Below are 20,797 nucleotides of genomic sequence, written 5' to 3' on the forward strand. Positions count from 1 at the left end.
AAAATTATAGATTATGGAATCACCGATCGAACGTTTTCGACTATCTCAAACCGCCAAAGATAGCCTCATAAAATTAAAACGCTACACCAAAATTGACCAATGGAATATCCTCTGTCGTTGGGCTTTTTGTCGTTCCCTTGCTGAACCGAGTCTCCCCTCTCCCGTTCCCATTCCTGCCGATAGCAATGTAGAATTATCTTGGAAAGTATTCGGGGGAGAAATGGCCGATATTTTCTTAATTGCCCTCAAACAACGTTGTCATCAAGACGGATTAGGAACCGATAAAGAAACTCTAACTCAACAATTTCGCTTACATTTACATCGCGGGATCGGTTATCTTGCTGGGGATGCCAAGCTAAAAAAAATCGATAATTTAATCGAATTAGAGAGGGAAAATCTCAGAGAATCTTAAACAAGAACACTCTATCTTCCCCTCTGTGTTCTTTGTGCCTCTGTGGTTTATTCTTAATCCTTCTGGGATAACCCGCGGAAAACTGTCAGCCTGGCTATATTTAACCCAGGGTGAGCGCATCTCAACCGCTATCGACAATTGGCCAATTTTGTGATAGTATTTAAAAAGGGGCGGCTATCGAGGAATGAGAAAAAATGGAAAATTTAATCAAGGAAGCACTAAGCCATCGAGCAATTAATCACCCCTATTTACTTGCTTTAGAAAAAGGAGAATTTCAACATACTGATGAAGTTCTCAAAGACTTTGCCAGTCAATACGGAGCTTATAGTGACTGGTTTTCCCGTTATTTAACAGCAGTAATATCAAAGCTAGAAAATCCCACTCATCGAAATCACCTGCTCAAGAACTTAGCTGAAGAAAACGGACATCTACACGATCAAGATCTGGAAGCAATCCGTAAATTAGGTATTAAGGATGAGTGGGTACAGGAAATCCCTCACCCACAGTTATTCAAGCGTTTTCAAGAAGCTATGGGAGTAGATAGCAGGCAAACGCCTTGTGTTGAAGTAGAAATCTGGCGTGAATCATTCTTATCGCTGCTCCAGAATGGAAGTTCACTCGAAGCTATTGGAGCCATAGGTTTAGGGACTGAATCTGTGGTTAAATTTATCTACAAACACATTATTGAAGCGATTAAAAACCATACATCATTATCCTTGCAGCAATATGTATTTTTTCCTTTACATACAGAAGTGGAGGATGAACACAGCTTGACTTTAGTTGAGATTGCTAAGGAATTAGCCAGTGAAAGCGAACAGGCTGTTCTGGAATTACGCAAAGGAATGTTAAAAGCCTTAAATCTACGTGCTGCTTACTGGGACAATATGTATGAACGTGCGTTGGCGCTAGATAAATCTTTGACATCATCAGACCAACTCAAGATTGTTACGCTTTTCACTAAAATGATTAAAAGCAAAAAGCTGTCTAATCAGGAACAGGAACTTTTATTGCATCAAATCAATGATGTGCGTATTGGATTGACAGAAGACTTATCTACTGTTCCAGTGGAAAAACTACTACCCGGATTGAGTTTACTTTTGCTATACGGGATGCAAAGGGAAAAGCACAGGGAAGAAGTTCTGAACTTGTTAGATTGGCTTGTGGATCCATCTGGTGAATGCCAATGCTCTCCAACAATATTAAGGCTTGCATCACAACTTTACCATGATTTTCAAACGCTGCGACTGGGAGCATTGACCGAAAAAATTAATGAACAAAAAAGCTTAACTTATGTCCAAGAAGGTAAAGAGCTTATTTCAACAATCAGCGCCAGCAACTTAGAAGCTTTATACAACAATAAGGTCGATAAACTCAATATTGATTTTAACGTATTTCGCCTGCCATTTGCTCTAGAAGTTTTAGATGCACGCCTAGTTATAGTCAAGCCAGGAAAGGCGAATGAAATGCACAAACACGCACATGAAACCGTATTTGTATTTCTTCAGGGTCAAGGAAAAGTTATTGTTGATCAATACGAAAACGAAGTCGAACCGGGTACTTTTGCTGTTATTCCCCGTTGGTGTGTGCATCAATCTGTAAACTTGGAGAAGAAGAGCTAATTTTTCTGGCGATAGCTGATTTCGGATTAACTGGCAAAAGTTTCATGGGTAATTACTTACACAGTGCTAGACTAAAACAAAATTAGTGCAAATTTTATCCCGTTAGATAGGTATGAAAGCAACACAAGAAACCAAAAAACTTTACGACGAAAGCGCAGCAGACTGGAAACGAGTAGAACCGATTTTGCTTTCTGATTACTCCGCGCGTCCGTTTGTCATTGATTTATGTGAACCGATTGTCAACAAGAATATATTAGATCTAGGCTGTGGGGAAGGTTATGTAGGAAGAGAGTTAATTAACCGAGGCGCTCAATATGTTCATGGGATTGATATTTCATCGCAAATGATCGAGCAGGCCTTAATTCAAAAAAACGAGTATCAGATTACTAATGCTTCTTATGAAACTCGTGATATTCGTGATTTGGCGGTTACTGAGTCCGAACAATACGATTTAGTTCTGGCTATGTTCCTGTTCAACTACTTAAATGTTTCAGAAACTATTAGCACGATGCAAAAAGCCTACCAACTTTTAAAGTTGGGTGGATATTTCCTGTTCGCCGTCCCCCATCCCTCTTTACCTTTTCTGAAAAAAGATAAGTTTCCGTTTTATTTTACACCGAAAGCTGGCTATTTTTCCGGACGCGATCAATTATTCCCCGGTGAGATTTGGCGTAGAGATAGAAAAGCCGTCGCCGTGCAATGTGTTCATAAAACTATGGAAGATTACTTCACATCTCTTCGTTTAGCAGCATTCACAAAAATGCCAGAAGTTTATGAACTAAAAATTAATCAGAAACATTTAGAACTAGACCCAGAATTTTTTACTCCGCTTATTGACCTTCCCCTTCACGTTGCCTTCAAGATTCAAAAATGATTATACCAATTTCCGATCCTAATATTTCATTACTGATTTGGAAAAAATTGCCCGACCCTTCTCAACTATTTTTTAGTTTACCCAAATCATTAGTCTTGGATTTACTGAAAACAAGCAATCAGAGATGGCTTGAAAAACCCAACGAAATAGGACGGGAAACAGTTAATAAAAATCTTGACTTTTTCCTGCCGTTTCGTGAGAAATTGCTCCTAGAACCCGGAATAATTGTTTTCCGATTAGAACCAGCATTAACAGAAACGGAAATGCGATTAATTTATGCTTTTATTTCTCGTGTTTTTGGACTGCTAAACCACCGCTATGGCTATTTTTTTGATGTAATCGATCGAGGAATGGATTACACTAAAGAAGCTATACCCGTTTCGATGACGAATGCAGAAACTGGCTATCATACCGATAGTACAGACAAAAACTACTTCCCTGATATTGTTGGCTTACTCTGTCTTGCTGCCGCGGATGAGGGAGGAGATTCCCTGGTAGTAAACGCCGCCAATTTGTATCAATATTTCTGGCAAAACCATACAGATCTAGTTCCCTGTCTCTACGAACCTTTGGCGCGGGATGTGATTACACCGGGAGAGATTAATTCTCAAGAAGCTATTCAAAATAATAATTTCCCCTTATTCTCAGCCGATTCTCGGGGTCTGGTTTTTCGTTATATGCGGTACTGGATTGAAGTCGCTTACTCCAAACTAGAAATAGCGCAACCGGAAGCTATCACAAAAACACTTGACATCATCGACAACTTTTTTTCAGAACCGGAAAATACAGTCCGCTTCAAAATGAAAAAAGGTGATGTATTTTACGTTAATAATCGCTTTTTATGCCACAATAGAACCGCTTTTAAAAATTCAGGAAACCCTCGACAAATGGTGCGTAGTTGGATTAACCTTTAAACAAAATACGTCCCAGCGAGAAAGTGCATCTGTCAAGGTACAGATTACTATGACCTCAACCTCCTTGTCACCCCTTTAGTGCTTCATCACCCTAAAAAACCTTCGGTCGGCCTAAAGTAGTGATATAGATAACTGCTTCATCGGAGGGAATTCCTAACACTTCATTAACTTGATCATCAAAAAAACCACCGATACCACTAACCCCTAACCCCAGATGAATAGCCGCTAAATTTAATCTCTGTCCCAAATGACCCGCATCTGCATGAAGATAACGATAAACTCGATCGCCGTATTTAGCCACTGCTTTTGACAGATCCGCCGTATGAAAAACCACAGCAGCCGCATCCCGTCCCAAATCCTGACCTAAACAGAGATAATGTAACTCTTGCCGGAAATTTTTAAAGCGAATTTGCCGCAATTCTTGAGCTTTAGGAGCATAATAATAACAGCCTTCCTCTAATCCGGTTACTGCCGAAACAGCGATAAAAGTTTCCAATAAATCTAGATCAAAATAATCGGGATTGGGATCGAGATTTTGGTTGGCATAATCTTGGGGTTGATAGGTAAAATGCAGCAAGGCTCGCAATTCGTCTAAACTGAGACTAGCACCACTATAAGCGCGGGTAGATCTGCGTTTAAGCATCGTACTTTCCAGATCGATTAAATCTTCCCCCCAATTGACGGGACGGGATGTCACCGAAACTTTTAGACAAAAAGGAAAATTATATTTATCTTCCCAATTAGAGGGGGTAACATTTGCTTCTATCTTCTCATCTGTGGCTATGATAGTCGCTCGGTGTAGAGAGTTTAATAATTCTCCCTCGGCAATTTTGGGATAAAGAGTCGTGGTTGCCGAAGGGAGTGCCGTGGTACTAGGGGGGAGATTTTGCCGGATATTGAGCAGATCTGCCAAAGGAATCACCGTCATGACACTTTCTTTCTCGGAGTCAAGATAAAGCAATTCATTCATCTGGCTATCGTTAAAACCACCGATTAAATGAGCGCGATAGTCATTAATCGAGGCTGATAGCTCAATATTGCCCAATAAATGCCCCGTATCGAGGAAAATACGCCGATAAGCTCGATCCTCGTAGCGCCAAGCGGATCGATAAAAAATGGCACTGGTAACTAAAGCGATATCGGTATTTTCTAAAACAGGATTCCAGAAACAAGCAGATTGCAGGTTCGTCCAGACATCACTTTCCCAGAATAAAAGCAGCGAGTGACTTTGACCTTGATAACTGTAGAGACCGGCGGGTAAAAATTCCGTACCACGGGAGATCAGATAGACCTCGGCGGGGTATAATCCACCGGCAGAGGGTGCGGAACGTAGGTACAAGGGACTACCCATAGTAGCGATTTTGGCAGTTAAACCATAGCTACAACCCAAAATTCGCGATATACGTCGCCAAAAGTCTCCTTTTTGGGGAACTATTTGACGGGAGAGGTAGGGTTTGAGATCGAAAGTCTGACCGATTTTGTATTCTTTGAAGGGATAGGGTTGTTGACTCCAATCAAGACCTTTACTTTTTGAGGCGATCGTCTGGGGGTCGTATTTGGTCCGCTCGTGGTAGTATTGGGCGATCGAGATTGGCTGATCTGGCATGATAAAGATAGGCTGTCTAAGCTTTACTTTTTAGTTTGACATACTCCCACCCCTAGAAAACGGGTTTCTGAAAGAAACCCGTTTTCTAAATACTCCCCTCTCCCACCCCCCCTGCTCTACGATGTCGGGTAGGGTTGATTTATGAATCAACCCTACCCTTGATAAGGGGGGTGGGGGGTTGGGGGTGAGGGTAATTAACCATATCTGCCATTACTTTAGAAAAATAGTATAACTGCTATAATTATTCCATGGCGGCTCAACCCAGAGAAATTCGACGTTATGTTACCAGTGACGGCAAAGTTCCCTTTGCCCAATGGCTCGATTCTTTGCGGGATATTAAGGCTAAAACTAAAATTGCTCAACGCCTAAACCGGGTTAATTTAGGTAACTTAGGGGATTATAAATCAGTAGGAGCAGGAGTTTATGAACTACGAATAGACTATGGTTCTGGTTATCGCGTTTACTTTGGACAAATCGGAACAACGATTATCTTACTCCTGTGTGGAGGAGATAAAAAAACGCAAGCTAAAGACATTGAAATAGCTCAAAAATATTGGCAAGACTATAGGAGCCGAGAAAATGCCAGTCAGTGATAGTTATCATGATTCCCTGATCGAATCTCTTAAAGATTCCCATTATGCAGCAGTTTATCTGGAAACTCATCTCGAGGGAGATGAATATGGATTTGAATCAGAATTACTCAGACTTGCGTTCAATCACGTCCTAGAAGCCCTTGGACCTCAAAATCTAACACCAGAACAAATCAAAATTCAGGCGCAGCAATTGGAAGAAATAATGCAAAAACCTGCACCTGAAGCCATGAATCAACTAACCTCTTGGCTTCAAGCTTTAGGATTGAAATTAACGATAAAGATCGCTCCAAAAATGCCAGAAATAAATCATGAAAATGACGCTGTTAGTTCAATCAAGATTACAGTGTAGTTTGTAGTTTGGGTTTTTTGATTACAAATTGATAGTCCAACAATATTTCACGGATTTTATTCTATCATTACTATTGATAATTGTATATGTATAGCAATTATTCTAGGTTGGGTTGACGCAAGGAAACCCAACAAACGAGAGAGTCAAAATAGCGATCGCCGATTCAGACAGATTTGGCGGTTGGCTGTTGGGTTTCGTTCCTCAACCCAACCTACAAAACTACAATGTTTGAGAGGTCTGAGTGGTAACTGATAACTGATAACTGATAACTGATAACTGAAATGACGACACCTAGCTTCACCATTCCCCAATCTGACCCTCCCCTTTCCCCCCGGCAATCCTTGCCGACGATGTATGATTTACCTAGCGACAATCCACTGGAACCCGGTTTGCCTGACGAATTTCACCTATTACAACCTCAGTTATTACTGCTGACTTTCCAGCCTCCCAACTGGGAACCAGACCTAGTTTTTAGTGCCGCTGACCTCAACCTTTACTACAATGTCAGACACCCTCAATGGTACAAGCGTCCCGATTGGTTTGGGGTGGTTGGTGTTCCTCGTCTCTACGATGGCCATGACCTGCGCTTAAGCTATGTGATTTGGCAGGAAGGGGTTTCCCCGACGATTGTGGTGGAATTATTGTCTCCAGGTACGGAAAATCAAGATTTAGGACAAGAACTACGCCAACCCGGGGAACCGCCAACTAAGTGGACAGTTTATGAACAGATTCTGCGGATTCCCTACTATGTGGTTTTCAGTCGCTATACTAACCAACTTCAAGCGTTTGAACTGGTAGGTGGTTATTACCAACCCGTAGCTTTAGTGGAGGGACGCTTACCGATTCCTCCACTGGAATTGAGCTTGGGTTTGTGGCAAGGTTCCTATCGGGGGATTGAGCGGCTATGGTTGCGCTGGTTGACGCTGGAGGGAGAGTTGATTCCTCTTGCCGATGAGGAGTTAATTGCGGCGAAACAAGAGGCTTCTGCGGCGAAACAAGAGGCTTCTGCGGCGAAACAAGAGGCTTCTGCGGCTAAACAAGAGGCTTCTGCGGCGAAACAACGAGCAGAACAACTAGCGGCACGATTGCGGGAATTAGGGATAGATACTGAAGCCTGAAGGCTCGAAAACCCCCCAAAAAAGAGAGAGGAAACCCGCGCCTCCTCTCTCTGGGACATTATTTTCTCGCTTTGCGGACAGCACCCCCTAGCATTAAACCGCCCAGTGGGATATAACTAAGAACACTCGTAGGTTCAGGGACACCCACAGCAGAAGAAGCGACGGTCAACAAATGCCGAGAGATTTTTTGAGATTATTCATACATCGAATAATTTGCTCTACGAATAAAGTTATGTGTAGATTTTAGCTCCAATTTGATTGAAGTCAAGATAAAACTAGGGGATTTTACTCTATCATTACTTATTTTAATTTTCGATGTACCTACACCCTACTAGACTACTGGTCTGTCAAAGTTGGAAATTGACGGATACAATTTAGTTAATTTGATCCGAGCATCGACCGTAATAAAATCTATGGAAATTATCGCTGTTTTACTGGGAGTTTTCGGTTTAGGGACAGGTGCGGGTTTATTAGTCATCCGTAACTATTACCATATCTGTCAACCGAGTGAAGTTTTAATTTTTGCCGGTAGTCGTCGTCCCACAGCCACGGGCAAAACCATCGGTTATCGTTTGGTAAAAGGGGGCAGCAGTATTCGTTTACCTATGCTAGAACAAGTGTATCGAATGGACTTGACCAACATGATCATCGATCTCAGGGTGGTTAATGCCTATTCTAAGGGCGGTGTGCCGTTGATCGTCACCGGGGTGGCGAATATTAAAATTGCTGGGGAAGAACCGATTATTCATAATGCGATCGAGCGTTTATTGGGCAAGAAACGCAAGGAAATTGAACAATTGGCTAAAGAAACCCTCGAAGGGAATTTGCGCGGTGTCTTGGCGAATTTAACCCCAGAACAAGCGAACTCCGATCAGATTGCTTTCGCTAAAAGTCTCCTAGAAGAAGCGGAACAGGATCTGGAAAAATTGGGTTTAGTTTTGGATAGTTTGCAGATCCAGAATATTTCCGATGAGGTGCGTTATCTGGATTCGATCGGACGGAAGCAAAAAGCCGAATTACAGAGAGATGCCCGGATAGCCGAAGCAAAAGCCCGAAAAACATCGATTATCAAGGATTCCGAGAATCTACGCCTAACCGCTTTGCGTCGTATCCAAAAAGATTTAGAAATAGCCAAAGCTGACGCAGAAAAACGGGTGCGCGACACTCAAACTAAGCGCGGTGCCATGATTGCTGAGGTAGAATCGGTGGTTATGTCCGATTTAGCTAAAGTACAGGCAGAAGTGGCGGTACAAACTGCCCGAATTAAGCAGGTGAAACAGCAATTACAAGCAGATGTGATCGCCCCGGCGGCAGCGGAATGTCAACAAGCGATCGCAAAAGCCCGGGGGGAAGCAGCCAAAATTATCGAACAGGGGAAAGCGCAAGCGGAAGGAACCAAAAAATTAGCGGCCTCTTGGCAAGGAGCGGGAAATAACGCTAAAAACATCTTTTTATACCAAAAATTGGAGTTATTGCTGAAATTAATGGCCGCTAGTGTCCCAGAAGTGCAGGTGCAAACGGTGACGGTAGTGGACGGGGGTGATGGTAATCTTGTCCCCAAAATTACTGCCTTTGCTGAACAATTGCGGCAAGCTACCGGGGTGGATCTGGTACAAATGGCTAATCGTATAGCACAAACCGAGCCATCTGTCAAGGGAAAAGACACAAATTTTGATTTTAAACAATTGCCCTCTTGAATCAGTGATCAGGAGACTCCGAGACAGGAGACTCCGAGACAGGATTCAATAGATTATTTTATTTATTCTCCCCATCACCCCATTACCCCACACCCCACACCCCACACCCCACACACCTTTAGCTAATAGCTGCAAACCAGAGATTGTCCACTAGAATGTTAATCAAGTTTGGAGACCACCACCATGGATGACTTAATTAATGATCCCTCCCCTTATCCCCAAGACCTAGAAATGACGCGGACTCCCCCCTGGGGAACAGTGACGGTATTGGAGGAAGGTCCCCGGTATCGCATCAATCGCATTGTCATTAAACCCGGCCATCACATGAGTACCCAAATGCACTACCATCGCAGTGAACACTGGATTGTCGTCTCCGGTACAGCGCGGGTAATCTGTGATGAAAAAGAAACTCTCCTCAAACAAAAAGAATCTACATACGTTCCCATGAATACCCGTCATCGGGTGGAAAACCCCGGTTCTATTCCTCTGGTGATGATCGAGGTACAAAATGGCGAATATTTAGGAGATGATGATATTCACCGTTTGGATGATGCAGAATAGGACAGCTTTCTCCCCTATATACTTTAGTTATTTGCCAAAATCTCGATCGTGGATGAAAAAATTATCCTAGTTACAGGGGCTGCCCGTTCTGGAAAAAGTGAATGGGCTGAATATTTAGCCAAAATCAGCCAAAAACCCGTTATTTATATCGCCACCTCCTCGGTGGATGAAAAAGATCAAGAATGGTGCGATCGCATTGAAAAACACCGGCAGCGACGTTCCCCCCAATGGCAAACCCAAGAAATTCCCCGACAATTAAGCGAAACTATTGATAATAGCCCATTTTCTCACTGTTTATTGATCGATTCCCTCGGTACTTGGGTAGCCAATTGTTTAGAAATGTCGGCAGCTGAATGGTTAGAAATCAGCGATCGATTCTTGTATTCCCTCAAAAACGCGGCGGTTGATGTTATTCTGGTAGCGGAAGAAACTGGTTGGGGTGTGGTTCCCGCTTATCCCCTCGGTCGTCTGTTTCGCGATCGTTTAGGCGATCTCTGTCGTAGAATTGGCACAATAGCAGACGCAGTTTATCTAGTTACCGGCGGCCATGCTCTTAATTTAAGTCAATTGGGTCAATCTTTGTCGATAATTGGGCAGTAGAGAAGATGAGCAACAATTATCGCCGAGAAATCGAGAAAAATGCCACCGATCAGGGGGTATGACAAGATGCAACCACTTTTTTTGTCACTGCTAGTAAAAGTTAGAAAAAGATCATGAGTCAAGTTAAAACCATCTCCGGACGAGCTTTACCCTTGCGAGGCAACGATATTGACACCGATCGCATTATTCCGGCTCGTTTTTTGCGTTGTATCACCTTTGAAGGTTTAGGAGAACAAGTGTTCGCCGATGATCGAGCGGCTTTACAGGGAAGTCATCCTTTCGATCTACCCCAGTACCAAGGAGCGAAAATTCTGGTAGTTAATGGTAATTTTGGTTGTGGTTCTTCTCGGGAACACGCACCGCAAGCGATTTTACGTTGGGGAATTCAAGCAATTATCGGGGAAAGTTTCGCCGAAATATTTTTTGGCAATTGTATCGCTAATGGGGTTCCCTGTGTCACTGCTGAGGCTAAAACCATCGCACATTTACAGGATTTAATTGCAGCTAATCCCGAAATTCCCGTCGATCTTTCTTTGCCAACCATGACGGTGGAATGGGGGGATTTTGTCGCTACCGTCTCTATGAATGAAGGTTCCCGACAGATGTTAATAGAAGGGGGTTGGGATACCTGCGGACAGCTTTTACAAAATCTCGATCTAATTCAATCTACCGCACAAAAGTTACCCTATTTAAGTTTCGTCTAGAGAAACAATCTAGGCTGAGGGTGCGTTAGTAATAGATTAACGTACCCCGGCAGGGATTTTGTTGGAGATGCCGCGGCTGTAAATATTAAAAAATCTGCCCTATGACTAATTCTGATAATAATCTCCAAAATATCCAAGAACCGATTTTAAACGCTCCCGAAGATGTGCGAAAAATCATCGATCGAGTTTTAAAATTGGAAAGAGATAAGTTATACCAGCGCAATCCTCGCAATATCAATGATGATGTTTTAACAATTATTAAAGAAGTAATTCAATAATCAGTTATCAGTTATCAGTTATCAGTTCACTGTTTACTGTTTACTGTTTACTGTTCACTGAAAAAACTTCCCCATCATCCCCTCTATATAAATATGAAACTACTATCAATAAAGTTATGTAATTTTCGACAATTTTACGGTAAGACTCCTGAGATACATTTAGCGGCGAGTTCTCGCAATACGACGGTAATTTATGGCAATAATGGGGCAGGAAAAACAACAATTTTAAATGCTTGTACCTGGGTACTTTATGAAAAATTTACAGCAGCTTTTGCCGAACCAGAGTTATTAGTTAATAAACGGGCAATTACCGAAGTAACAACGGGAACCTCCATAGAATGTTCCGCAGAAGTAAACTTTGAACATGAAAATAAACGCTATCAGGTAAAACGAAAATTTTTCGCCTACCAAGATGTAAATAGTAAAATTAAATACGGTTCAAATAGTTTATATATGCTCTACGCTGGTGATGATGGCAATTGGTACACACCCAATCAACCAGCGGAGGATATTATTAATCAAATTTTACCAGAAAGTTTACACCGTTATTTCTTTTTTGATGGGGAATATATCGATCATCAATTTCGTAGTAGTAGCCAAGGTAAAATCGCCGAGGATACAAAGGAATTATTGGGAGTTAAAGTATTAGATCGAGCGATCGAGCATTTAAAAAAAGCCAAAAAATCTTTACAAGATGAGCTTAAAGATTTAGGAGAATCGGATTTAAAAAAGTTATTAAAACAGGAAAGTAAAATTGAGCAGGATTTCGAGAAATTAAAGCAGCGTCAGCAAGATATTATTAGCCATTTATCCCAGCAAGAAGAATTAAAAAAAGCCGTGACTAATCGCTTATTAGAGTTAAGTGGTGCCGAGGAATTAAAACAGTTAAAAGAAAAATTAGAACAACAGGAAAGAAATCTGCGGCAAGATTTAGTCAGAACTAAGGATAAATTAAAGAAATTAATTTCTCAGCAAGCTTATCAAGTCTTTTTAAAAGAAATTAATCAAAACTTTCAGCAATTAATCGATCGCCTACGACAACAAGGGGAACTACCCAGTGGTATTAAACAGCAATTTGTCCAACAATTATTAGAGCGGAAAAAATGTATTTGTGGCCAGGAATTACAGGAAAATAGCCAAGCTTATTTACAGGTACAAGACTGGATGAATAAAGCAGGAATGGCCGATGTAGAAGAAGCAGCCATTCGCTTATCTTCCACAGTCAAAGACATGGATAAAAAAGTCTTAGATTTTTGGCAAGAAGTGGATAATTATCAAGCTAATATTCACCAATGGCGCTTAGAATTATCTTTAGTAGAATCAGAATTAGATGAAGTGCGGGATAAATTTCGCCATTATCCTGATGAAGATATTAAAAATCTGCAATCTCGCTTAGATGCGATCGAGGATTCCCTAAAAGATTTACGCTTGGAACAGGGTAGCAATAAAAATCAACTAGATATCTATGAAAAAGAGTTAGAATCCCTGCAAAAACAGGTACAAAAACAGCAACAAAAAGAGGAAAAATATAATTTAGGACAACGACGTATTTTAGCGACTCAAGAGGCAATTAATCGCATTAGTGAGGTAAGACAGAGATTAGAAAATCAGTTTCGTTTGTCCTTAGAAAAACGGGTACAGGAAATCTTTAACTCAATTTCTTTTACTCCCTATATTCCCCGTATTAGTCCCGATTACGAGGTAAGACTATTAGAAAATACCACAGGATTTGCCATTCCCGTGGCAGCTTCCACCGGAGAAAATCAGATTCTCAGTTTATCTTTTATCGGGGGAATTATTGATCGAGTGCGAGAATGGAGTCAGAAAAATACTTTGATGGGAATTGATAGCAGCACTTTTCCTCTGGTGATGGATTCCCCTTTTGGTAGTCTTGATCATATCTATCGTCGGCAAGTTGCGATCGCTATTCCTAAATTAGCCAATCAGTTAATTGTTTTAGTGACAAAAACTCAATGGAGAGGAGAAGTAGAAACCGAGATTTCTCCCTATATTGGTAAAGAATATGTGTTAGTTTATAATTCTCCGAAAGCAGATTGTCAAGAGGACTTAATTAATCTTCATGGTGTTGATTATTCTCTGGTGAAACGCAGTCCTAATAATTTTGAATATACGGAAATTATCGAAGTTAATCGATTTTCCTCTTGACTGCTAAATTCTGTTGTTATAACTAAATTTTAACTTCTAATAAAACGATCAATTGCTGTGTTCATTACCCCAACACGACTGGATAATTCCACAAGTTCCGTGGTGACAATATTATAATCCCCTAAATATTTTTGGAGATTAGTTCCCTCTTTTTGATTGCCAATTTCCACTAACCTTTCCTCTCGCAATTCTTGCAAATGATCGAGGATATTTTCTAAAGTATCTTCGAGGGGAGGTAAGGGAGAAGGAGGATTATTTGCTTGCAAAGCTTGGGTTAATTGCGTCAAAGCTTGGGTTATTTGTTGCGTGAACAGACTCAGATTAGGATGGGGAGGACTACCGCGATATTGTTCCAATTCCGTCAATAAAACTGTCACCCCGCGACCAAAACGAGGAATATAATTACTTAAAGTGATTGCCGGTTCCATTTGTGGAAAAGGTGTGCTAGGATCATCAATTAATCGTTGTAGGGCCGTTTGCATATTTGTATTTGCTCGTCGAGCTTTATTGCGATGGGAAGATAAACTTGCAGTTTGATAGGATGATTCTCCTAAATAAACTGCCATAACTGACTGAAAATATATTTGATTAGCTTCTAATGCTTTAATGGCAGCGAGGGAAAAACGTTCATCTTCATTAAACCGTAAAAAACCAAAGGAAAGTGCAAAAGCTAAAGCACTACCGATTAAAGTATAAACTATTCTGATATACTCTAAATTAATCCCGTCATTGCTGGTATCGAGACGACTGATAATTAAAGCAAAAATTGTGATAAAAAATACTGCCAAACTATAGTGAAATCGCACCAAAGTTAAAGCGATCGCTATAGAAATAACCCCAATAATCTCTAACCAGAGCGGATTATCTATAATTCGCAACAGTGCCAAAACAAAAAACGAGCCTAAAATCGTGCCAAACACCCGATTAAAAAAGCGTTGAAAAGTCAAGCTAAAATCTGGTTTTAACACAATAACTAAGGTTAAACCAATCCAAAAACTATGGGTAATTCCTAGCTTATTGTAGATCAACACTCCTAGCGCACTTCCCAAACCCAAGCGTAAACCATGACGAAATAGGGGCGAGTCTAGATTAAAATTAGATTTTAATGGTTCCCACCAAGCTTTTTCTTGACCGTACTCTTTTTCTATCCCTTCAAAGTTCCGCTGCCAGGGATTTTTTTTATCTGAAAATTCCTCACTTTGCCGCAAATGTTGCGCTGTTTCACTGGCTATTTTTAGCTGTTTAAATAATTTTTTTAAACGATTATTTAATTGGGAAATTGCCACATAACTGCTATAATCGTCCTGAGCATTTTCTAAAACTTTAGCTTGCAGGTTTTTTTGTTGCTCGATCGCCTTGAGTAATAGCTGCAAGCGCTCACAATCCGGTCGTTTATTTCTACCCAAAATTAACCCGGCAATATCTTCGCTAATTTCCGCCACTTGCACGAGAATATCTTCTAATAAAATACCCACCGTGGTCAGTTGTGGCAAGGGATGAAGATGAAGCAATTCTCGCAGCGCAATTAAGCTGGTGTTAATGCGATCGCTATCTTCAATCAAGACGATTAACAATTCCCGCAGCTCATTCTTTCCCCAACGTCCCCGACGCGTCAAGGTGACAGTTTTCCGCGAACGGAGCAACAGTTGGCGAATTTGGTCAAAATATGGCTCCTCATGAGCATTAGAACAAGAGTGTAAAGGCAAAGAACGGAGATAGATGGCGATACCCTGAAAATTTTCCGCCGTTACCTGACGTAAAGGCTGATTAGGACGAAAAGGCCAGATAAACAGGGCCAAAAAAATTGTCCATCCCCCCCCCAAAACAGCGATTCCGGCCCGTTGTAAAGCGACGACCATATCTCCCGATGGCAAAGAAACGGCCAAAAGCAGCAATAAACTAATTACTACCCCAGCTAACGCCCCATTTTCCCCGTAAACCGTCAAATAACCCGCTATAAACAACCCGCAAAAAACTATCACTACGGTCAATCCTAGCCAAGCACTGGCTAATGTGCCGATAATCAAAGCTAGAGCCATCCCGATAGTCGTAGCGACTAGGGTTTTCGCTCTCAGGCAGTAAAGTCCCCCCACATCGGCTAAAATCAAGGTTTGAGCCGCTAAACCGACCATTAACCCCACTTCTGACCGATCTAAAATATCACCGATAATAATCGGCACTGTGATGGCTAATAAAGTCCGAATCCCCCGCTCGATCTCGATATCGCCACTAGGACGCAATAAAAAACCAAATCGCTGAAGTAGCATATAGCACTTATCTTAATGGTGAGGTATGAGGTTTTCGTTTTCGGGAGTCAGTATTCTCCGAGTCACCTGATTAGGGAAAGATTTCTCTCCTGTCTCCTGACTCCTGACTCCTTAATTCTGCTGTATTAGGGCAGCCAACGGGGTTTAAAACCAGCGTTGAGTTCTTGAGGTAAAATTTTCGGGATGCTATTGGGACTGAATTGATCAGGAAGCGGTAATAACCAGAGACGACCATCGGCAATGCTCGACCCCTCCCCAGTGACTAAATCATTTCCGACTCCAAAGGGTATGGTTGCTAACTGATCAAATAATAAAGCCACGCCATCGGGAGACATACTCATCTGCACATCACGATAATTAGGTAAGGACAGCAAGGGGATCATTTTACCCGTTTTTAGCTCAATAATTGCTAAAAATGGTTCTTCTTTCACCTTGCCATCGCTGCTCATAACCAGATCGCTTTTTAGACAGTAAAGGGTTTTTTCCTGTCGCGGTTCAAATTCACAGCTAATAATCGGATTAGCTGTTCTTAATAGTAGTCTTGACTCTCCCCGATCGTTGAGCAGAAATAGCGATCGCTGATTATCCGGTTCTGATTTCACTATTAATTTCTGGCGACCATCCCGGGAAAAAGCGAGGATTTTCTCGTAGGTGGGCAAAAATTGCGGTTTTCCCCCTTGGACATCCAAAGGAATCACCGCTACCCCTCCCGTTTGACTGACAACCGCTTTTTTACCGTCGGGAGATAGTAAAAAATTATCCCCTTGTATTCCTAACGGTCGCGATTGTCCATCATCGCTGATTACCCATAAACTGGCATCCCCCGGATTCCCATGATTAATTCTCTGCACGATTAGGGTTTTGCCGTTATCTGAGAGATTAAAGCGCAGATTTTGATAGGTTTTTGCATCTAAAAACCTTTCTATACGACCACTGGGCAAATTTTGACTATTTTCGTCATGATTTAACCCCGTGGTAATTGTGTAAAGTTGCTGTTTTGGGGTATCCCGTCCTAAGTCAGAGCGATCGAAGGCCGAGAATAAAATTCTATCCCCCCTCGGATAGATTTGAAAATCCGTGACCACCAGATCCCCAGGGGTAAGGATGGTTTTTTTCAGTTCTGTGACCTTATTTGGCCCCTGAATGATATTACAGACGATTAAACGGCCTCTTTCCTCTTGGTTGACCCCAATATAGGCAAAAGCTCGATCGTGGCTGTAAAATTCGCCGATAAAGTCCTCACCTTGAGCAATAGGTAACTTTACTTGATATTTTTTGCCGTAGATGGGCAATTCCGTCAAAGTATAGGTCAAGCGATCTCCGGCCCAGCTAATTTTACCCGGTAAGGGAGGATTGATCGCCAAGCTGGTTTCTATATCGGAACGGTCAATCGGCCGATTAAAACTTAAAGTAAAATAATTGTCCCTAACGCCGATTTTTCGCCCTTGCCAGCTAAAATTCTCCCCTCGCGTAGGGACTTGATTTCCTTGCATCAAAATCGACGATATTGCGGCAATTAAAGCCAAAATACTCGCTAACACTAAGCGATCGAACCAAGCTAATCTTTTCATCAGTTATCAGTTATCAGTTATCAGTTATCAGCTTCTGAAGGCAAGAGGCAACAGGCACTCGTGCAAAAGACAGAATCTGACAATTCTCCTACCTAAAAAGAAGGTTAGAAACTAAGCACATCAAAGCTTTTAGCTTAACCAATTAGGTCTGAGATTCGGCCCTTGTTATCAGTAGTCGGTCGTCGGTCGTCAGGAGATTGCTTTTATTTATTCTCCCATCTCCCCCCTCTACAATAATTACTCGCAACCAGAAATACGTTGGTTACATATCACATTTTGTGCTTTTTGTCAAAAAAACTTTTTTTTTGCAACAAAACTACATAAAAAAAAGATCATCGTTGTGGGTGAAATTGACTGATTTACCCGTTTTAATTAGGATTACCTTCTAGGTGTGGCAAGGGTTTCAACCATTGCTGCCCAAAAAAGCACAGAATAACCCACTATGAAATTCTATCAAATCGCTGTAACCAGCATAACATCGTTGTTAAATAATAATCTTTCTCAATTAATTCTTAAGAATTTATAAATATTGCGGAATGTTAATTTAAATATTCTCAAGTTTTTACGGTCAATAAATAATTTTTACTTATCTTTGTCGGAAAATAGAACTCCTGCAAAAATCCCACATCTACCATTGGGTTAGGAGTCAGGAGTCAGGATTCAGGATTCAGGATTCAGGAGACAGGAGACAGGAGTCAGGAGTCAGGAGTCAGCTTTTTTCTCCCCACACCCCACACCCCACACCCCACACCCCCACACCCCACACCCCCCCTGCCCCCCCGATGTCGGGGGGGTTGGGGGGGTCACACCCCACACCCCACACCCCACTTCCTCCTTTCTTATCAGCTTTAGTAATGATTATCATCGGTTTTTTCAATCGAATAAATAAAAACGCCCCCAAAAAGGAAGCGTTTTTTAACTTATCATGAGGACTTAGCAAAATGTGTGCAGAGTTAGAATGCGGATGTTGGATGGGGATCCAGCATCTGTTTATTTTTAAACATCGATCGCCTGCGCTGTCAAGTCCATGGGGATAGCATCACCAGAAGCTAAATCGAGGGGGAAGTTATGAGCGTAGAGTAAGGAGTCAGAAACCGGCTCGCGAATACCGTCGATATCCACGGGAGGAGCGGCAATAAAGGCGATAATATAGCAGATGGTAGCGGTTAAGATCGTCGGACTCAGGATGACACCGAACCAACCTATATAGAGACGTTTATCAGTTATCAGATGTGAGTTTTTAAGTGTGCAGTATTAAATAGAAGTTTCTTACTGTCTTTTTACTGATTACTGATTACTGACCGAATTGACATTATTGATAGACCTAGTTAAAATAGAGTACAGACAGACACATTTTAAGCCAACGATGAAAGCAAGGTATCAATATCGCCTTTACCCAACAGACCAACAAAAAAAGCTTTTGTCTCAGTTGTTCGGGTGTGTGCGTGTCGTCTGTAATAATACCTTAGCTTACTGCCAAGAACTCTATCAACAAGGAGAGAAAAAGCAAAAATATACAGAGTTGTCTGGAAGACTAACTCAGATAAAAAAAACAGAATAAAAATAGTGGCTGACTGAGGTTTCTTCTATTCCTTTACAACAGTCCTTAAGAGACTTAGAGACTGCTTACTCTAACTTTTTTGCATCTTGTAAGGGAGAAAGAAAAGGAAAAAAAGTAAAACCTCCTAAATTTAAAAAACGTAAATCTCAACAATCAGCCAGATTTACCGATAATGGTTTTACCGTTAATCAACACCACGTTACTTTGGCAAAAATCGGTGATTTAAAAGTCGTTTGGAGCCGTCCATTACCCTCTAAACCTTCTAGCGTCACCGTGATTAAAGACGCAGCGGATCGCTATTTTCTCAGTTTCGTTGTCGAGATTCGTCCCGAAACTTTGCCAGATAACGAGCAAACTGTAGGGATCGATCTAGGGATTGCTACTTTTGCGACTCTTTCAACAGGGGAAAAGATCAACGCACCAAAACCGTTAAAGAAACGATTAAAATGACTAAGAAAGGCACAGAAAAACCTTTCTAGAAAACAAAAAGGAAGTAAACGACGGGAAAAAGCCAGAAAACCAGTAGCTAAAATTCATGCAAAGATTAAAGACACTCGCACTGATTTCTTGCATAAACTATCCCCTAGAGTTGTTCGTGAAAATCAAACGATAGTTTTAGAGGATTTAAACACATCAGGAATGGTTAAAAATCGGAATTTATCCCGTACTATATCAGACTTAGGATGGCGTTCTTTTCGAGATATGCTATCAGCAAAATCTGATAAATATGGGCGTAATTTTCGGATAATTTCCCGATGGGAGCCAACGTCTCAGCGATGTTCCTGTTGTGGGAATATTGGCGGGAAAAAGGCGTTAAATATCCGCGAGTGGGAATGTCTTTTCTGTGGGACTTTCCATGATAGGGATGTAAACGCAGCAATTAATATCAAGGTCGCTGGTGGGCAATCGGAGACCTCAAAAAACGGACGGGTCGGACAGCGTAAGACTTCTGTTAAAGAAGCAGTATCCTGTGAAGCGTCAACCCAGCCGAAGATCATTCAATTAAGCTTGTTTGATCTGCCGGTCATCACCGTCCGGCCATGGCGGTGAGGATGTCAACTCTTTATTTGTATATTTTTAAACTTGTATAAAATTGATTTAAGTTTTGTAAAAAGTAGTTGACAAAATCCGATCGAGATCAAGGATAACCCTATCCTTAGGGTGGACAAAATGTGGTAAGGTGGATTGAGTAATAAAACTGATCACTAACCTATTATCAGTGACAAGTGCCAAATTCACCAGAGAAGGCTAAATATAACTATGTCCAAACGGTTTAAATTCGACTCCTCCGAGATGATTTATCTCACCGATAAACTGATGAATGCGGCCAGCAATCGTTACTCGATCGTCGTGCAAGTCGCTAGACGGGCCAAACGCGTCCGCTACGATACCGTAGAAAATATCGATGACCCGATGATTAAACCCGTCCAACGGGCCCTGATGGAAATGACCGACGAATTAACCGAACCGGAATTATTACGCGATTAATCCCCTAAAATTGCCGAGGAACCCCACCCCTACATTTCATCGGGGTTGATACCCAGATCTCTTAGTCTTTCCGCTAGTCGTTGGGCTTTTTGTTCCGCTTCCTGTTTGGCGAAACGTTCTTGCTCGGCGATCGCTTCGGCTGCCTGTTTAGCCAAACGTTCTTGTTGGGCATTCAAACGTTCTTGTTGGGCATTCAAACGTTCTTGAGCGGCGATCGCTTCCGCATTCATTGCCCTTTCCTCTGCGGTTAAATAGCGATTTCCCGATTGATCATACCAATACCTGAACTTCCCCCATACATATATACCACAATAGCAGAAAACCCTTATCCATCAATGGATGCACCCCTTAACATTTCTTAATGTACCCATGTAATTTGTAACATTTCTTAATGGACAAGAATTCTCTCTATTTGCTAA

General features: G+C 41.6%; 18 protein-coding genes and 5 pseudogenes. 16 read left to right on the forward strand and 7 right to left on the reverse strand.

The window, feature by feature from the left end; translation table 11 throughout:
* Nucleotides 1-13: 13 nt before the first annotated feature.
* The 4 genes and pseudogenes from dndE (at nt 14) to IM515_RS04065 (ending at nt 3,819) form a co-directional block, all read left to right on the forward strand.
* Nucleotides 14-412: a DNA sulfur modification protein DndE gene (gene dndE / locus IM515_RS04050; RefSeq protein WP_002735106.1), complete on the forward strand. Its 399-nt coding sequence runs from the start codon at nt 14-16 to the stop codon at nt 410-412.
* A 194-nt stretch (nt 413-606) separates the two neighbouring features.
* Nucleotides 607-2,117 (forward strand): annotated as a pseudogene (locus tag IM515_RS04055) (cupin domain-containing protein).
* Nucleotides 2,118-2,143: 26 nt separating this feature from the next.
* Nucleotides 2,144-2,905, forward strand: a complete 762-nt coding sequence (locus tag IM515_RS04060) for a class I SAM-dependent methyltransferase (RefSeq protein ID WP_287629947.1) — start codon at nt 2,144-2,146, stop codon at nt 2,903-2,905.
* Entirely contained in the window at nt 2,902-3,819 is a 918-nt protein-coding gene (locus IM515_RS04065) for a TauD/TfdA dioxygenase family protein (protein WP_287629948.1), read from the forward strand. Before IM515_RS04060 ends, IM515_RS04065 begins: the two co-directional genes overlap by 4 nt.
* A 91-nt stretch (nt 3,820-3,910) precedes the next feature.
* Here IM515_RS04065 and IM515_RS04070 read toward each other — a convergent pair whose 3' ends face one another.
* Nucleotides 3,911-5,425, reverse strand: coding sequence for a SagB/ThcOx family dehydrogenase (locus tag IM515_RS04070; protein ID WP_002790153.1), 1,515 nt, complete (start codon nt 5,423-5,425; stop codon nt 3,911-3,913).
* A gap of 248 nt (nt 5,426-5,673) precedes the next feature.
* Here IM515_RS04070 and IM515_RS04075 point away from each other — a divergent pair, with 248 nt between their 5' ends.
* The 3 genes from IM515_RS04075 (at nt 5,674) to IM515_RS04085 (ending at nt 7,485) form a co-directional block, all read left to right on the forward strand.
* On the forward strand, nt 5,674-6,018 hold the full coding sequence (locus IM515_RS04075; protein ID WP_002755652.1) for a type II toxin-antitoxin system RelE/ParE family toxin: 345 nt from the start codon (nt 5,674-5,676) through the stop codon (nt 6,016-6,018).
* Entirely contained in the window at nt 6,005-6,367 is a 363-nt protein-coding gene (locus IM515_RS04080) for a helix-turn-helix domain-containing transcriptional regulator (RefSeq protein WP_002740608.1), read from the forward strand. Before IM515_RS04075 ends, IM515_RS04080 begins: the two co-directional genes overlap by 14 nt.
* A 281-nt stretch (nt 6,368-6,648) precedes the next feature.
* Nucleotides 6,649-7,485, forward strand: coding sequence for a Uma2 family endonuclease (locus IM515_RS04085; protein WP_287629949.1), 837 nt, complete (start codon nt 6,649-6,651; stop codon nt 7,483-7,485).
* Between the two features lie 58 nt (nt 7,486-7,543).
* Here IM515_RS04085 and IM515_RS04090 read toward each other — a convergent pair.
* A pseudogene (locus tag IM515_RS04090) lies at nt 7,544-7,636 on the reverse strand (PEP-CTERM sorting domain-containing protein); the annotation flags it as partial.
* Nucleotides 7,637-7,898: 262 nt separating this feature from the next.
* On the opposite strand from IM515_RS04090, the gene IM515_RS04095 reads away from it, so the two are divergent.
* From IM515_RS04095 to IM515_RS04120, 6 genes are all read left to right on the forward strand, one after another.
* The gene (locus tag IM515_RS04095; protein ID WP_287629950.1) at nt 7,899-9,182 is read left to right on the forward strand and encodes a flotillin family protein; all 1,284 of its coding nucleotides are present in this window, start codon (nt 7,899-7,901) and stop codon (nt 9,180-9,182) included.
* A gap of 183 nt (nt 9,183-9,365) precedes the next feature.
* A complete protein-coding gene (locus IM515_RS04100) occupies nt 9,366-9,743 on the forward strand; it encodes a phosphomannose isomerase type II C-terminal cupin domain (protein WP_002766029.1) in 378 nt (125 codons plus the stop codon).
* Between the two features lie 48 nt (nt 9,744-9,791).
* Complete coding sequence (gene cobU, locus IM515_RS04105; protein ID WP_002790159.1) at nt 9,792-10,343, forward strand: bifunctional adenosylcobinamide kinase/adenosylcobinamide-phosphate guanylyltransferase; 552 nt, start codon at nt 9,792-9,794, stop codon at nt 10,341-10,343.
* Between the two features lie 113 nt (nt 10,344-10,456).
* Nucleotides 10,457-11,047 carry a 3-isopropylmalate dehydratase small subunit gene (gene leuD, locus IM515_RS04110; protein ID WP_287629952.1) on the forward strand — a complete coding sequence of 197 codons (591 nt, stop codon included), beginning with the start codon at nt 10,457-10,459 and terminating at the stop codon, nt 11,045-11,047.
* Between the two features lie 101 nt (nt 11,048-11,148).
* Nucleotides 11,149-11,325: a hypothetical protein gene (locus tag IM515_RS04115; protein ID WP_002740601.1), complete on the forward strand. Its 177-nt coding sequence runs from the start codon at nt 11,149-11,151 to the stop codon at nt 11,323-11,325.
* A gap of 93 nt (nt 11,326-11,418) precedes the next feature.
* Nucleotides 11,419-13,491, forward strand: a complete 2,073-nt coding sequence (locus tag IM515_RS04120) for an AAA family ATPase (RefSeq protein WP_287629953.1) — start codon at nt 11,419-11,421, stop codon at nt 13,489-13,491.
* Between the two features lie 29 nt (nt 13,492-13,520).
* Here IM515_RS04120 and IM515_RS04125 read toward each other — a convergent pair whose 3' ends face one another.
* From IM515_RS04125 to IM515_RS04140, 4 genes and pseudogenes are all read right to left on the reverse strand, one after another.
* Nucleotides 13,521-15,758: an FUSC family protein gene (locus IM515_RS04125; protein WP_287629954.1), complete on the reverse strand. Its 2,238-nt coding sequence runs from the start codon at nt 15,756-15,758 to the stop codon at nt 13,521-13,523.
* 125 nt (nt 15,759-15,883) lie between these two features.
* Entirely contained in the window at nt 15,884-17,329 is a 1,446-nt protein-coding gene (locus IM515_RS04130; RefSeq protein WP_287629955.1) for an Ig-like domain-containing domain, read from the reverse strand.
* Nucleotides 17,330-18,038: 709 nt separating this feature from the next.
* Entirely contained in the window at nt 18,039-18,194 is a 156-nt protein-coding gene (locus tag IM515_RS04135) for a hypothetical protein (RefSeq protein ID WP_287632736.1), read from the reverse strand.
* Between the two features lie 164 nt (nt 18,195-18,358).
* Nucleotides 18,359-18,553 (reverse strand): annotated as a pseudogene (locus IM515_RS04140) (photosystem II q(b) protein); the annotation flags it as partial.
* Between the two features lie 142 nt (nt 18,554-18,695).
* Here IM515_RS04140 and IM515_RS26085 point away from each other — a divergent pair.
* The 3 genes and pseudogenes from IM515_RS26085 (at nt 18,696) to IM515_RS04150 (ending at nt 20,378) form a co-directional block, all read left to right on the forward strand.
* Nucleotides 18,696-18,890: a helix-turn-helix domain-containing protein gene (locus tag IM515_RS26085; protein ID WP_502846583.1), complete on the forward strand. Its 195-nt coding sequence runs from the start codon at nt 18,696-18,698 to the stop codon at nt 18,888-18,890.
* Nucleotides 18,891-18,899: 9 nt separating this feature from the next.
* Nucleotides 18,900-19,940 (forward strand): annotated as a pseudogene (locus IM515_RS04145) (RNA-guided endonuclease InsQ/TnpB family protein).
* Between the two features lie 210 nt (nt 19,941-20,150).
* Nucleotides 20,151-20,378, forward strand: coding sequence for a DNA-directed RNA polymerase subunit omega (locus IM515_RS04150; protein ID WP_002761217.1), 228 nt, complete (start codon nt 20,151-20,153; stop codon nt 20,376-20,378).
* 29 nt (nt 20,379-20,407) lie between these two features.
* Here the strand turns inward: IM515_RS04150 and IM515_RS04155 are convergent.
* Nucleotides 20,408-20,659, reverse strand: a pseudogene (locus IM515_RS04155) (Uma2 family endonuclease); the annotation flags it as partial.
* Nucleotides 20,660-20,797: the final 138 nt, after the last annotated feature.

The sequence above is a fragment of the Microcystis sp. M44BS1 genome (assembly GCF_020244875.1).
GTDB lineage: Bacteria > Cyanobacteriota > Cyanobacteriia > Cyanobacteriales > Microcystaceae > Microcystis > Microcystis panniformis.